Annotated in this window: 12 protein-coding genes; 2 read left to right on the top strand and 10 right to left on the bottom strand. The window is 29.5% G+C overall.

Features of this window, described 5'->3' with window-relative positions; all coding sequences use genetic code 11:
* The 10 genes from RH99_RS14710 to RH99_RS14665 form a co-directional block, all read right to left on the bottom strand.
* The coding region (locus RH99_RS14710; protein ID WP_010239856.1) for an ROK family protein at positions 1-794 on the bottom strand (794 nt) is incomplete at its 3' end.
* Between the two features lie 373 nt (positions 795-1,167).
* The gene (locus RH99_RS14705) at positions 1,168-2,844 is read right to left on the bottom strand and encodes a glycoside hydrolase family 13 protein (protein ID WP_010239854.1); all 1,677 of its coding nucleotides are present in this window, start codon (positions 2,842-2,844) and stop codon (positions 1,168-1,170) included.
* Positions 2,845-2,860: 16 nt separating this feature from the next.
* A complete protein-coding gene (locus RH99_RS14700) occupies positions 2,861-3,685 on the bottom strand; it encodes a carbohydrate ABC transporter permease (protein WP_010239851.1) in 825 nt (274 codons plus the stop codon).
* Complete coding sequence (locus RH99_RS14695) at positions 3,682-4,545, bottom strand: carbohydrate ABC transporter permease (RefSeq protein ID WP_010239849.1); 864 nt, start codon at positions 4,543-4,545, stop codon at positions 3,682-3,684. Before RH99_RS14695 ends, RH99_RS14700 begins: the two co-directional genes overlap by 4 nt.
* Before the next feature lie 99 nt (positions 4,546-4,644).
* Positions 4,645-5,889: an ABC transporter substrate-binding protein gene (locus RH99_RS14690; protein WP_010239847.1), complete on the bottom strand. Its 1,245-nt coding sequence runs from the start codon at positions 5,887-5,889 to the stop codon at positions 4,645-4,647.
* Between the two features lie 306 nt (positions 5,890-6,195).
* Entirely contained in the window at positions 6,196-7,212 is a 1,017-nt protein-coding gene (locus RH99_RS14685) for a LacI family DNA-binding transcriptional regulator (RefSeq protein WP_010239844.1), read from the bottom strand.
* Between the two features lie 260 nt (positions 7,213-7,472).
* Positions 7,473-9,152 (bottom strand): glycoside hydrolase family 13 protein, encoded by a 1,680-nt coding sequence (locus RH99_RS14680; protein ID WP_010239842.1) that lies wholly within the window; start codon positions 9,150-9,152, stop codon positions 7,473-7,475.
* Positions 9,153-9,205: 53 nt separating this feature from the next.
* Positions 9,206-10,087, bottom strand: a complete 882-nt coding sequence (locus RH99_RS14675) for a carbohydrate ABC transporter permease (RefSeq protein ID WP_010239840.1) — start codon at positions 10,085-10,087, stop codon at positions 9,206-9,208.
* A gap of 26 nt (positions 10,088-10,113) precedes the next feature.
* On the bottom strand, positions 10,114-11,004 hold the full coding sequence (locus RH99_RS14670) for an ABC transporter permease (RefSeq protein WP_010239838.1): 891 nt from the start codon (positions 11,002-11,004) through the stop codon (positions 10,114-10,116).
* A gap of 103 nt (positions 11,005-11,107) precedes the next feature.
* Positions 11,108-12,772, bottom strand: a complete 1,665-nt coding sequence (locus RH99_RS14665) for an extracellular solute-binding protein (RefSeq protein ID WP_010239836.1) — start codon at positions 12,770-12,772, stop codon at positions 11,108-11,110.
* A 681-nt stretch (positions 12,773-13,453) separates the two neighbouring features.
* On the opposite strand from RH99_RS14665, the gene RH99_RS14660 reads away from it, so the two are divergent.
* Together RH99_RS14660 and RH99_RS14655 are read left to right on the top strand one after the other, a co-directional pair.
* Positions 13,454-14,371 (top strand): AraC family transcriptional regulator, encoded by a 918-nt coding sequence (locus RH99_RS14660; protein ID WP_010239834.1) that lies wholly within the window; start codon positions 13,454-13,456, stop codon positions 14,369-14,371.
* Positions 14,372-14,551: 180 nt separating this feature from the next.
* Positions 14,552-15,176, top strand: a 625-nt coding sequence (locus tag RH99_RS14655; protein WP_010239832.1) for a DUF624 domain-containing protein, incomplete at its 3' end; no start/stop codon positions are given.

The raw sequence follows: 15,176 nt of genomic DNA, 5'->3' as shown, positions 1-15,176 counted from the left end.
GATACTCCTCCGCCGATAATAACTATTTCTGGATCAAATATTGTTATCATGTTAGCAACACATATACCTAAATAATTAAGGCTAGTATCCAGAATCTTTGAAGCTACTGCATCACCCTTCTTTGCTGCTTGAAATGTCTCATAGGAAGTTACATTTTCATAGGTTTTTAATATTGTATCTTCCCCATTTAAAATTGCTTCTTTTGCCCTTTTGCCTATAGCAGTTCCTGATGCAAGTGCCTCTGCACAACCATAATTTCCACAGTTACATCTTGGCCCATCTTTTTCAAGAGTCATATGTCCTATTTCAAGAGCATTACAGGTGTTACCCCTATACACTTGTCCATTTAATATAGCGCCTCCTCCAATTCCAGTACTTACTGTTATAAAAATCATATTCTTTGTACCTTGACCTGCACCAAATATGAATTCACCAATTGCTCCTACATTTCCATCATTATCAAGATAAGTAGGCACTCCAAATTTTTCTTTTATAGGAGCTACCAATTTAAAATTCTTAAATGGAAGATTTGGTGTGGTTATTATTATTCCCTTTTCAGCATCCAGTGGCCCTGGAGAACCTATGCCTATAGCTTTAATCTCTTCCGGTTTCTTATCTCCATCGCTCAATATTTTTTCAATAACACTGATTACTCTTCCAAGTACTGCTTCTTCACCTTCAAAAGCATTAGTAGCAATTGTATGCTGACTTAATACATCTCCATCCACGTCTGATAATGCTCCACAGATTTTAGTTCCCCCTAAATCTATTCCTATAACATATTCTTTTGCCATTAATTATTCACTCCAATACTTAGTATTTTCTTAAATTTATATTACCATCAATGAATTTTACGATAAATTATCCATAGACATGCAGCTGTTATAGTATTACAAGCCACTAGTCATCTGATAAACATAATGGTATCGTTTTAGAAACAACATCATGCTTTTAATTATAACATTGAGTTATTTCTATTATCAATTGTAAATTTCGCTCAATTATCTACTAGTTTTTTGAATAATTAGTTAAAGTTTTTTTATAATATTTCTACTGCATCTTATTAACAAATGAAATTTATCCTTATTTTAGGCATATGTAAGTAAATAACAAACTAGTCAGTATACTAGTTTGTTATTTACTTACATATGCCTTATTAAATACAAATTAGCTAATCTTATATACTCTTGCTTCATAAGGTTTTAATACTATATTATTTACACCATTATCCTCTACATCATAATTGCTTATCAATAGTTGAATTTTCTCATTTTCAAAATTCTCATTAAGCTTAAATTCAGGGCTTCCTTCATAAAAATTAAGTATGACAATAAGCTTTTCACCATTATAACTTCTGGTATAAGCAAATATATTTTCATTTTCTTTATCTAGAATTTCTAAATCGCCATATACTATTATTTCATTTTCTTTCCTAAGTTTAATGAGCTTTTGATAATAGTAAAATATAGAATTTTTGTCTTCTAATGCTTTCTCAACATTTACTTCTTTGTAATTTGAATTTACAGCAATCCAAGGCTCTCCTTCTGTGAATCCTGCATTATCAGATGAATCCCATTGTACAGGTGTTCTGGCATTATCTCGACCCTTTGCATATATGGCATTCATTAGTATATCTTTATCTATTCCCTGTGCTGATTTTTCCTTAAACATATTTATAATTTCAATATCTCTGTAATCTTTTATATCCTTAAATTTTACATTGGTCATTCCAATTTCTTCGCCTTGGTATATATACGGTGTTCCCTGCCAAGTATGAAGAAATGTAGCTAGCATTTTAGCAGATTCTACTCTATATTTTTCATCATTACCAAAACGAGATACCATTCTTGGCTGATCGTGATTATTTAGGAATAATGAATTCCATCCTTTATCTTTTAATCCAACATACCATTTATACATTATGGCTTTAAAAGTTGTTAATTTCCATGGTGCAATATCCCATTTATCTTTAACTCCAGAATCTATATCCATAAGTTCAAATTGAAATAACATATTCAATTCATTTCTATTATTATTTACATAAAGCTTTGCAATTTCAGGATTAACTCCAGGAGTTTCTCCTACTGTCATAATATCGTACTTACTAAGTACTTCTTTATTCATCTCCTGTAAATATTCATGTACCCTTGGTCCATTAGCAGTAAAAGGAAAACCATTTCCATATAGTGCTCCCTCTGACTTTTCACCCTCTGGAAGACCCGGTACCTTTGAAATTAAATTTATAACATCCATTCTGAAACCATCTATACCTTGATCCAGCCAGAATTTCATCATATCATACACTTCATTACGAACTTTTTTATTTTCCCAATTTAAATCTGGTTGTTTTGTGGAAAATAGGTGAAGATAATATTGTTTTGTAGTCTCATCATATTTCCAAGTAGATCCACTAAAAAATGAGCCCCAGTTATTTGGTGGATTATCACCTTTTCCATCTTTCCATATATAATAATCTCTATATTCATTGTCCTTGGACTTTCTGCTTTCTGCAAACCAATTATGTTCATCAGAGGTGTGATTTACTACCAAATCCATTATTAATTTAAGACCTCTTGAATGAATTTCTTTAAGTAATTGATCAAAATCTTCTTTAGTTCCAAATTCATCCATTATATTTCTATAATCGCTTATATCATATCCATTATCATCATTTGGTGATTTATAAATTGGACACAACCATATAATGTTAACACCTAAATTTTTTAAGTAATCCAGTTTTTCTATGATACCTTTTAAATCTCCTATTCCATCTCCATTGGAATCCTTAAAACTCCTTGGATATATTTGATAAACTACTCCCTCTTTCCACCATGTTTTATTCATTTTATCAATCCCCTTTCTATTTTACAGCTCCAGTAGTAATACCATCTCGAATCCATCTCTGTGCAAATATATAAACTATAAGCAGTGGTAATAATGCTAATAGATATGAAGCAAAAGCTAAGTTATAATTAGTGGCAAATTGTGATTTAAATACATATTGAACTAAAGGTAGTGTAGCCATACTTTCTTTGCTTAGAAGTATAAGTGGCATCAAAAAATCATTCCATGTCCACAAACAAGTAGTTATGGCAACAGTTGCATTTATAGGTTTTAATAGTGGAAATATTACATGTCTAAACACTTGAAATGTTGTAGCTCCATCTATTATTGCAGCCTCTTCCAATGACTTAGGAATAGATTTAATATAACCTGTATATAGAAAAATATTAAAAGGTAAACCGAAAACAGCATATACAAATATGATTCCAATTATATTGTCCATATGAACACTACTTACCTGTTTAACAAGTGGCAGCATTATTATTGGAAATGGTACAAACATAGCACTTACAAAATAGTAATATAAACCACTAAAGAATTTTTTGTGTCTATTTCTAGCTATAGCATAGGCAACTAAAGAATTCGAAAGTATTGTTAAAATCAATACAGATACTGTTATTATAAGACTATTCTTTAACGCTGAAAAAAAGTTTGTCATTTTAATAGCCTGTGAAAAGTTTTCAAAATGTAATGTTTTCGGTAATGATAGTGCATTTGGAATCATTTCGCTTGGTGATTTTATAGCTATTAAAACTGTAACATATAATGGCAATACAATAGTTACCAAGGCAACAATTATCAGTATTGTAGTTGAAACCCAATTTATACTTTTTTTCTTCATAATACCCTCTCCTCCCTTTTTTCAAGCACTCTAAGCTGAAATAGTGATATAGCTACAATTACAACAAAATATATAACTGCATTAGCAGATTGATAAGCAAAGCTTCCCTGATTAAACCCACCATTATATATAACATAAGATATAGATTGAGTGGCCCCCCCTGGTCCTCCACCAGTCATTGCAACTACTTGATCAAATACCATTAAAAAATTCTTCATACATAAAACCATATTTATAGTAAAAAATGGAGCTATAAGAGGAAATATTATATCTTTAAATCTATGCCAGCTATTAGCACCATCAATTTCACAAGCTTCATATACCTCAGTATCAATAGTTTGAAGCCCTGATATATATATTATTGTATTAAATGCAATAGCTTGCCATGCGGCAACAAATACAATTCCAATCCATGCAAGATTTGCATCTCCTAAAATATTCTTGCTAAGTGCTGCCATATTTAGCGATTGTCCTATATTAGGTATTACATGTGCAAATACAAAATTAAATATAAAGGCTACTATTAAAGCCCCTAGTATATTAGGTATAAAATATACTGCTTTTAATGTATTCTTAAACTTAATTTTTGAATTTAATCCTACAGCTATTAAAAGACTAACTATATTTACTATAATAGTAGTTAAAATGGCAAACTTAAATGTAAATACATATGCACTTAAAACATTACTATCATGAAATACCGAAATGTAATTTTTAAGTCCTACAAAAGTCCAACTTCCAAATCCCTTATAATTAGTAAAACTATAAAATATACCTTTAAAAAGTGCCATTGTATGAAATATAAAAAATAATACAACTGCAGGTATAGTCATAAAATAAAAAGCTTTTTTACTTTTCAATTTTTTCACCTTCCTATTGTAAAAATTTACATATAATTATTTTTTGCATTAGTACATTTAATAAATTATCATAGTCTAAAAACTCATTCTGCAGCATTTTTATCTATTGTTAGCTTTGTCATATTCTATATCTAATTTTTTTAGAAATTCAATTTTACTTTTTTTACTATATAAACCTTGAACCAAACTTGCTCCATCAAAAGCTAGTGGATAATAATGATCAGGAAATCCTACAATTTTTCCGTCAGTTAAACTCTTCTGAATCTCTGTAACACTTTTATCCTGTTGTTCTACACCTTTAACAGCGGAAAAGGCAAACTGATTTTTTATATATCTATCAACATTTTGTTTTTCAAGCATATATTCTATAAATTTTTTTGCCTCGGTCTGATGATTAGATTGTTTGGATATAGCAAATGCTACGTCAACACCTGATGTTACATTATTTTTGGATGGATCATTTCTAGCAGGTAATGGGAACATTCCTAATTTAATATTAGGGTTGCCCTTTTTAATTTCACTAATAGCCCAATTTCCCTGTACATACATAAAGGCTTTCCCCTGTGAAAAGTCCGAATTACCATCATCATAGGATACACCTAAAATATCCTTTTCAGCATTGTTTCCTATTTGCAGCATTTTATCTGTTATTTCTCCGTGAGTAGCTGCGAAAGTAGTTTTATTCTCTTTTCTATTTTTCTCAAAATTAGTAGGCTCTAAATTACTAGTTAAAGTATTCCATAGATTCATTCCTGTCCAAGAATCTTTTAATGTTAAGTAAAATGGTGTTCCTCCACTAGCTTTAATCTGTTTACATACCGCCATAAGCTCATCCCAAGTTTTAGGTACCTTTAATTCAAGTTTTGCAAACAAATCTTTATTGTATATAACACCACTTGCATTTGTAGCATAGGGTATAGCATAAACTTTATTGTCCTGTTTTTCTTTTAATTCACTTAACATATGAATATAAGCTTTATCAACCTGTTTTGTGAAACTTTCATTAGTTAAATCAGAAAGCATATCTGCATCTACAAGTTGACCGTAATTGCTAGCATCTCCACCTAAACTCATCACATCAGGCACATCATTTTTTGTAAGTCTTGTCTTTAAAACTGTTGCTGCATCCGCCGGTGCAGAAAGTGTAACATTAATATTAGGATTTTGTTTGTTAAAATCATTAATCATTGATTGAAGAATATTTTTGTTTTCAGGCTTAGTTGAGAATACTTCTAATTGCACTTTTCCATTATCAGCAGAACTTGTACTGCATCCTGCTAATAATGTTGAACCCATTATTAGAGTTGTACCTAAAGTTATTAGTAATTTTAATTTTTTATTCATTTTTACCCTCCCCATATTTTATATAAATATAAGATTTTTTATATAAGAAAATTTACTATTACTAACCTTTTAACTTTATTAAAACTAGTACTAGTTATGTATGTTAATCGTTTACGTAAAGTATACAATTAATTGAGTATAATCACATTAATTTATATTATACATAATTGAGATAATAGTTTTCTTTGATGTACTATATTATTATGTAAAACTACTTTAACCCTAGTTTCAATATAATATATTTAAAGTAACACTTTGCTTTAAACTTATTTATGATTAATCGTTTACACAAAGAACAAAAATTTACTATGTTCTTTTTACAGTATCTCTCTTAATTATTTTAAAAGGCATAATTACATTTTGAACCTCATCTTCTAAGCTTATCCTTTTAATGAGCATTTCCACCGCCTTCTCTCCCATTTCATAAAATGGCTGTGCCAATGTAGTTAGAGGTGGATAAGCCATTTCGGCTACCTTTGTATTATCATAACCAATAATAGAAATATCCTCGGGTACTTTTAATCCTCTGTTATGCGCTACTGAAAGAGCTCCAACTGCACTATCATCACAAGCAGCAAAAATTGCTGTAAATTCTTCCTTTTCCCTTAGAAGTTCCTCCATACTTGTAATACCATCCTGAAAACTAAAACCATAGTTTTTTATAAGACTTTCTTCTGCATTGAGTTTATTATCCTTTAAGGCCTGAGTAAAACCTTTTAAACGTGGGAAACCAGCTATTGAATCCTCTTTTGGTCCACCTATCATAGCTATCTTTTTATGGCCACTTTTGATTAAGTATTCTACAGCAGCATAGGACGCTTTATAATCATCCACTTTTATATATGGTATAGAGTATCCATTATATACTGTAGAGACAAGAACCACTGGAATATTAACTCCTATTATCTTTTTTATAAGACTCTTTTCAGGTGGCAAACTACATACAATTATTCCATCTATTTGTCTTTCTATCATCACCCTCACATATTCCTCAGTTCTTTTACCATTATCTCCTGCATTGCATATTATCACACTATAGCCTTTAACATGTGCAGACTCTTCTATTCCTGTTAGAATCTCCATATAAAAATTAGTGCTAACATTAGGAAGTAACACCCCAATAGTATGAGTACTCTTTATTTTTAAATTTCTAGCAACATCATTTCTTTGATAACCAATTTCATCAACTACCTGCATAACTTTTTTACGAGTTGCTTCAGAATAACCCTCCAGATTATTTAATATTCTGGAAACAGTGGCTACAGATACATTTGATTTTTTGGCTACATCTTTTATTGTTGGCTTATTAAATATGGATACCATACTATTCACCTCATTTAGTAAACGTTTAACTTATTTTTATAATACACCCTTTTCCCATAAATGTCTATACTTATTATGAGAAATTATTTACTTAAAATTTTTAATCCATATTATCTAAAAGAAGCTGAATAAAATAAATTATTCAGCTTCTTTTGCTTTCATAAAAACCACATGGATATATTTATTTAATATGCTTATGCTTTCTTTCAACCATCCTCTAATTCTATTCATATATCCTTTCTTTACGACATTCTATTAATTTAATACTTGTATACTCTTGTTTCGTAAGGTCTTAAGCTGATATTGTCCACAATTTTTTCTTCAGGATAATTTGATATTAACATTTCTGCTTCTTTTCCCTTTAATTCTTTTGGTACTTCAAAATCCATAATATACTTGGAAAAATTGCATATTACCAATAATTTCTCATTATTTAAGTTTCTTATATAGGCATAGATATTTTTGTCCTCTGGTAATAATAATTCGTAGTCACCATATATGATAATTTCATACTCTTTACGAAGAGAAATTAACTTCTTATAGTAATTATAAACAGAATTTTCGTCATTTACTTGAGTCTTTGCATTAATCTCTTCATAATTATCATTAACTTTTATCCATGGAGTTCCTTCTGTAAAACCAGCATTTTCTGTATCATCCCACTGCATAGGTGTTCTGGCATTATCACGGCTTACATGATAGATATAATCCATCATAATCTCTGGCTCCAATCCCTTATCGTAAACATTTTCATTGTAACTATTAATTGTTTCAATATCTCTATATTCATCAAGAGATTTAAACTTTACATTAGTCATTCCCAATTCTTCTCCCTGATACACATAAGGAGTACCTTGTAGCATATGAAGACAAGTTCCAATCATTTTTGCAGAGACTTCTCTATATTCAGGTGAATCATCTCCGAAACGTGATACTGCTCTTGGCTGGTCATGATTACTCCAAAACAGACAATTCCATACTTTCCCTTTTAATCCTTTTTGCCATTTATCAAAAACTTTTTTAAGCTCTACAAGTGAGAATTTCTTATTACTCCATTTTCCGTACTCTCCATTAGTTAAATCCATATGTTCAAATTGAAATACTGTATTTAATTCTCTACTATCATATCCTGCATATTTTTTTGCTTCTTCTATGGTAACCCCAGTTGCTTCACCAACAGTCATAATATCATATTTAGATAATACCCTTTCGTTCATCTCTTTTAAATAATCATGAACATGAGGTCCATGAATGCAATAAGGTGCTAGATCTCCATATACCCCACCATGAGTATCCCCATCTGGTAATCCCTTGACCTTAGAAATAAGACTTATAACATCCATACGAAAACCATCGATGCCTTTATCAAGCCACCATGTCATCATATTAAATACTTCATCTCGAACTTTCGGATTATCCCAATTCAAGTCTGGCTGTTTTTTTGCAAAGATATGCAGATAGTACATATCGCTTTTCTTATCATATTCCCATGCTCTTCCACCAAACCACGAGCCCCAGTTATTTGGTTCTGCAGCATCTTTACCTTTTCTCCAGATATAATATTCACGATATGGATTATCCATAGATTTTTTGCTTTCTATAAACCATTTATGTTCATCTGAAGTGTGATTTACAACTAAATCCATGATGATCTTAATTCCTCTTTTATGAGCTTCACTAAGTAGTTCATCAAAATCCTTCATAGTTCCAAAATCGTCCATTATATCTTGATAGTCACTAATATCATATCCATTATCTTCATTCGGTGATTTATATACAGGTGATAACCATAGCATCGTGACCCCTAAATCTTTTAAATAATCTAATTTTTCAATAATACCTTTTAAATCCCCAATTCCATCTCCATTGCTATCTTTAAAACTTCTTGGATATATTTGATATACAACACTTTCTTTCCACCAAATTTTTTCTTGATTCATTTCATTTCCTACCTTTCGTTATAAAAATTATTTAACTACACTCTATAACCTTCCTACTCTTTTACAGAACCAATAACCATGCCTTTTACAAAATACTTCTGTAAAAACGGATAGATTATTAATAATGGAATAGTTGATATAACAATTTTTGCCGAGTTCAATGTTTTATTAGAAATATCTGCAACACTTTGTAATTGTGATGCATTTGTAATCTTAGTAACATCTACATTTAATTGTTGTATATATGTTTGTAATGGATAATTTGCTGCTTTGTTTATATATAATAATCCTCCAAAAAAATCATTCCAGTGACCTACTATACTAAAAAGTGCAATTGTAGCTAATGCTGGAAGAGAAATAGGAAGATAAATCTGAAATAAGATTTTCCACTTACTACATCCGTCAATTTCTGCTGCTTCCTCTAATGATTTTGGTACACTTCTGAAAAAATTCATCAATAAAATTGTATTAAAGACATTAACAGCACCAGGTAAAACTAAAGACCAAATAGTATCAAGTAAATGCAAATTTTTAATTGTAATAAAGATAGGTACCATACCACCAGAAAATAGCATGGAGAATACCATAAGATTCATATAAATACTTCTTGATTTAAATTCCCGTTTTGTCCTTGATAAAGGATATGCCATTAAAATTGATAATATTAAATTCAGAGCTGTACCAATAACAACTCTCTCTACAGATATACCAAAGGAACGCCAGAATTGTGTTTCTTTCAATAAGCTTTTATAAGAATCAAGTGTAAATCCAATTGGAAGGAGCCCTACTCTATTAGCTGCTGCAGCTGATTTACTGCTAAAAGAGATAGCAACCATATTAATTAGTGGGAAAAGACAAATTACTGTGAAGATCAGAATAACAATCCATATACAAATATCTGCCAATCTACTTTGAAAACTTTTTGATTTTAACATAATAATTCCTCCTCTAAAGTATTAGTTTAGAATATTTGCATGTTTGCTAACTTCTTAGATAATTTATTGGCAGATAATAATAATATGCATCCTACTACTGATTTTAATAAACCTACTGCTGTTGCAAAACTATACTGCATTCCTACTAAACCAACACGATATACATAGGTATCGATGATATCCCCGGTTTGATATACAATTGGATTATATAAGTTAAATACCTGATCAAATCCAGCATTTAAAATATTTCCTAAATTCATAGCAATCATAAGCATAATAATAGGCATAATTCCCGGTAAAGTTACATGTACTAGCTGCTTAAGTCGATTAGCACCATCAATAGAAGCTGCTTCATATAATCCTGGGTCAATTCCTGTTAATGCCGCAAGATATACAATTGATCCATATCCAAATTCTTTCCATACATCTGTACCAATTAAAATTGGTCTAAACCAATGATTACTTACCAAAAACATGGTTGACTTTATTCCAAATAGACCTAGAAGCCCATTTATTGGACCATTAAGATCAAAAATATTAACAACTACTGCTGCTAAAACTGCCCATGATAAAAAATGTGGTAGATATACAATTGTTTGAATAGTTTTTTTAGCCCACATTAAACGTATTTCATTTAAAAGTAATGCAAATGTAATAGGAATAATTGTACCAAGAACAATTTTACCAATAGCGATTATCAATGTATTTCCAAGAATTCTCGCACTATCCGGAATTTCAAGCATATATTTAAAATTTTCTAAGCCAACCCACGGAGAACCCAGTATACCCTTAGCCGGTATATAATTTTGAAATGCCATAATGATACCAAGCATAGGAATAAAACTGAACAAGATTAAGAAAATCATACCTGGTGTAAGCATTAAATGATAACTTAATTGATCTTTTCTTTTTTTCATAAAATTCCCTACTTTCTTGTAATTTTACTGCACAACCTACATTACTTAGGATAAAGAGAGAAATGGATGGAATTATTGCTTACACCCATTTCAAAATTAAAACTTATTTTTTAATTGCTTCTTCTACTTCTTTGGTTATTTGATCTCCACCCGTACTTTTCCACGTTGCCACAAATTTGTCAAAATCGCTTATAGGTTCTTGCCCCGTTACAATTTTCAAAAATGTCTCATCTTGAAGCGTCTGTAAATTAGCACCTTTTAACTTACTAGTTGATGTCTGCCCAAAAAACACTGGTTTTACTTCATTTACTTTTGTATCTTCCATTAATTTTGGTGCAATAATTCTTGAAGTATATCCACTCCATGCATCAGCACTAGGAGCATCAGGATTCTTTAAATAATCTTGACATTTTTCATAATTTGCCTTATCAGCTCCAAGAGATTCAGGATTTTTTTTACCCTGTAAAGCTAAATTCATGTTTTTATACATATCTGTTGTTGCACTGTTATCATTAACAAGAATACCTACTGGTGTTACACCTGAATCAACACCTATTTTATTATAATTCAATATCTCTGGTTCTAAATAGTCTTGATATACTAACTTATCACTAAGAACACTTAATATTTTGGGCAGTAATTCTGGATGTTTGAATCCCTTGCGAACAACAAAATAATCACCTGCTGTATTTTGTGTATATGCTGTAACTGTACCATCACTATTAACTGGTGCAATATAAGGCATCCATTTTGCATTTACATTTAATTTTTTCGCATCATTTAAAGGATAATCCGGAGACCACCAAGGTCCAAAAAATGCACCCGCCTGACCATTTACAATAAGAGATGTAACATCGTCTCCTTTTCTTGCAGCTAATTGAGGATCAATCAAACCCTTTTTATATAAATCTGCTACTTTTTCTAAACCTTTTTTCATATTAGCTGTAGTAGAACCATAAACAACTTTTCCGTTTTCCTTAATCCATTGTTTCGGGAAAGCATTATAAAGTGCTAAAACATTATCCATTTGATACAGACTTGCGTATGCTCCACCAATAGTTGGAGAAGCTGCTAATCCGATTGTTTTCCCTTTTCCATTTCCTCCAGGATCTTTTGTTACGAATTCATTTAAAATATTTTCAACATCATCCATGGTCTTTGGTGCCTTTAATCCTAATTTATCCATCCAATCCTGCCTAAGCCAAAGCATTGTTGGGGTATTAGCGCATTGAGTAGATGGTAATGCCATAAGTTTTCCATCAAAAGTAGCACTCTCTAATGGTGCATTACCATAAGAGGCATAATCTTTTTTAATTGTATTAGTTGTATTTTTTTTATAAACATCAGTTAAATCCTCAACCATATCACTATCTACTAACTGTTTTAAAGTTGCGGCATCAACTTGCATAATATCGGGAATATCTCCTGATGCTATTGCCATAGACACTTTCTGTTTATATGAATCTCCATTTTCTGCTTCAAAAGCATCCTTGTTTTGAACGTTTAATACCTTTTTTAAATAACGCGTATATGCATTATTCTCGTAGGTATCACCCTTTGGAAGACGAGGACTTCCAGGTGTAGATTTACCTATGCTATAAACGACTTCTTGATCGTACTTACCATATGGTGTTGTAGCTGCTTTTGATGTATCTTTAACTTTTGTATCACTTGATGATCCGCAGCCCGTAAAAATTGTAGATACTGTGAAGACAGCTAAACTTAAAGCTGCAATTCTCATTATTAGACTATTATTCCTTTTCAACATAACTTTACCCCCTATTTTGTATAAATTATTTAAATTTAATGAACATCTTATAATAATTTACCTCCTTTTCTTTTAATATAAATTTATATACTTTATAGAACGTTTACATAATAAATTTAATTATTCATTATATAAATGTATATATCTTATTAAATATTAATTTGCTATTACTTAATTAAACGATTACTCAACATCTACTACTATAAACAAATTCTTAATTTAGACATTCTCAAAACTCATATAATTTATAATTACCTATTGCAATATAAATATATGGTTATTCTGCTTGAATTAATAATATAAATTTACTACTTGATTTTGTTTTAATTTGTAATATAATAATATTAAATTCATAAAGCGTTTACATAGTAAGCTTAATTATTTACTAAATAAATGTATACATCTTATAAAATATTATTATGAATGTATATATCCAATACATTTGTTAAACGATTACTTAATAGTTACAATTATACTATTTACTTAAAAAAATCCTTTAATTTAGGTGTCTTGAAGATTAGTACAAGTTATATTTCTTACTATATATGTATACGATTACTCTACCTAAATTGATATTCTTATCTACTACTTGATTTAATTTTAATTCGTAATACAATAATAATAAATGGAAAATTCATACTTTTTTTGTACGATTGCTACTTTAAAAATAAGGAGGATAAAATGAAATTATTAACTCTAAATGCAGATATTATTCCGTCAGTGCGGCTAATTGGTCATGTATCCTATAATAAACCCTGGAAGCATTTCACAAGAACTATAGATGAATATTTATTATATATTGTAAAAAGTGGCGAATTGTATATAAAAGAAGGAACTACTGAATACTGTCTGAAAAAAGGCGACTTACTAATACTAGAACCCAATATTAAACATTATGGATTTAAAGAATCCATCTGTCATTATTACTATTTCCATTTTAAGCATCCAAATATTGAACAATCTAAAGGTAAATCTTGTGCTGAAATTTTAAACAAACTTATTGAAAATAGAAAGCACGCTCTTGCTAGTGATCATTTTAGTAAATACGAAGATGTCTCCCATATTTTTTATTTACCAAAATTTTATCATTACGAAAGTGAAAATGAAATTATTCCACTACTTATAAATGCAGATAATGATTTTTATAAGAAATATGAAGGTTATAAAAAAATTGCATCCATAAATCTTTTAAAAATATTGATAAAAATAAGTAGAGATTATATTTCTAGCAAAATAGATACTAATGAGAAACATTTTTCAAAAGCTTTTATTAAATCTAGAAAACTATTAAATTATCTTAATAATTACTTTATGAATAAAATTACTAGAGAAGATATAGAACAATTATTCGAATCAAATTATGATTATCTTAATAGAACTTTTCAAAATATTACAGGTTATACTATATTAAATTACTTAAATACTATAAGAATTACTAAGGCTAAAGAATTGTTTGATACAACTCCTATTAAAATTTCCGAAGTGGGTTACCTTGTAGGAATTGGTGATCCATATTATTTTAGTAGATTTTTTAAGAAGAATGCAGGAATGACTCCATCTCAATATATAAAATTACGAAGTGAAACTAAATTAGAATAAACAAATATATTTTCAAATGTATCATTCATACTTTTTTTGTACAATTGCGACTTTAAGATTAATATTATTATAAATGGTATAGGGAAAAACAAAACTTATGCTATAATAAAAGTAAAGGGTTACATTCCTTAATAATTTAAATAGTTGCTAAAATAAAAATATAATAAAATGGAGATAACTATGAATAAAAAAAGAGAGTTTGGAGATAGTACTATTTACACTGCTTCATATTATATATGGTGGTTTTTATTAGGAAACTTTTATTTTTGGCTGATGAATATTCCCTTTATATTTATGACTTTACCAATGGAATTAAATGGTTATTATCATGTGAATTTACTTTTAATTTTGTCTTTATTACCAATGGGTCCTGCACTTACTGCATTACTTAGCGTAATGGGCAAGCTTACCAGAGAAAAAGATATTAATATTACGAGAGAATTTTTTAAAGCATATAAGGTGAATTTTTTTGATTCATTGTTGTTTTGGAGTATAGGCATAATCATTTTAATCATAGCTTGGATTGATATTATAATGTTTAACAATAATTCTAATTTATATTTTCTAAAAATTATTCCAACTATTATTCTTGTTATATGCTTTGCCTTAGGAATATATATTTTCCCTATAATATCAAGATTTTATCTAAAGAAAAAAGATATGCTGAAATTATCATTTATGTACTTAATAAAAAAAATAAATATATGTATAATAGCTTTTATAGGAATTGCTATTTCATGGATAATATTAACTAAAATAAATGGTGCAATATTAGTATTATTTTCTGTAAGTATTATGTGTTATA

Source organism: Clostridium arbusti SL206 (assembly GCF_000246895.1).
GTDB classification, from domain to species: domain Bacteria; phylum Bacillota; class Clostridia; order Clostridiales; family Clostridiaceae; genus Clostridium_I; species Clostridium_I arbusti.
This window is presented reverse-complemented; position numbering and strand designations above follow the sequence as displayed.

Coding starts and splice junctions, on each gene's coding strand:
- RH99_RS14705 (WP_010239854.1), bottom strand. CDS start 2,844: ATGAATAAAACATGGTGGAAAGAGGGAGTAGTTTATCAAATATATCCA.
- RH99_RS14700 (WP_010239851.1), bottom strand. CDS start 3,685: ATGAAGAAAAAAAGTATAAATTGGGTTTCAACTACAATACTGATAATT.
- RH99_RS14690 (WP_010239847.1), bottom strand. CDS start 5,889: ATGAATAAAAAATTAAAATTACTAATAACTTTAGGTACAACTCTAATA.
- RH99_RS14685 (WP_010239844.1), bottom strand. CDS start 7,212: ATGGTATCCATATTTAATAAGCCAACAATAAAAGATGTAGCCAAAAAA.
- RH99_RS14680 (WP_010239842.1), bottom strand. CDS start 9,152: ATGAATCAAGAAAAAATTTGGTGGAAAGAAAGTGTTGTATATCAAATA.
- RH99_RS14675 (WP_010239840.1), bottom strand. CDS start 10,087: ATGTTAAAATCAAAAAGTTTTCAAAGTAGATTGGCAGATATTTGTATA.
- RH99_RS14670 (WP_010239838.1), bottom strand. CDS start 11,004: ATGAAAAAAAGAAAAGATCAATTAAGTTATCATTTAATGCTTACACCA.
- RH99_RS14665 (WP_010239836.1), bottom strand. CDS start 12,772: ATGTTGAAAAGGAATAATAGTCTAATAATGAGAATTGCAGCTTTAAGT.
- RH99_RS14660 (WP_010239834.1), top strand. CDS start 13,454: ATGAAATTATTAACTCTAAATGCAGATATTATTCCGTCAGTGCGGCTA.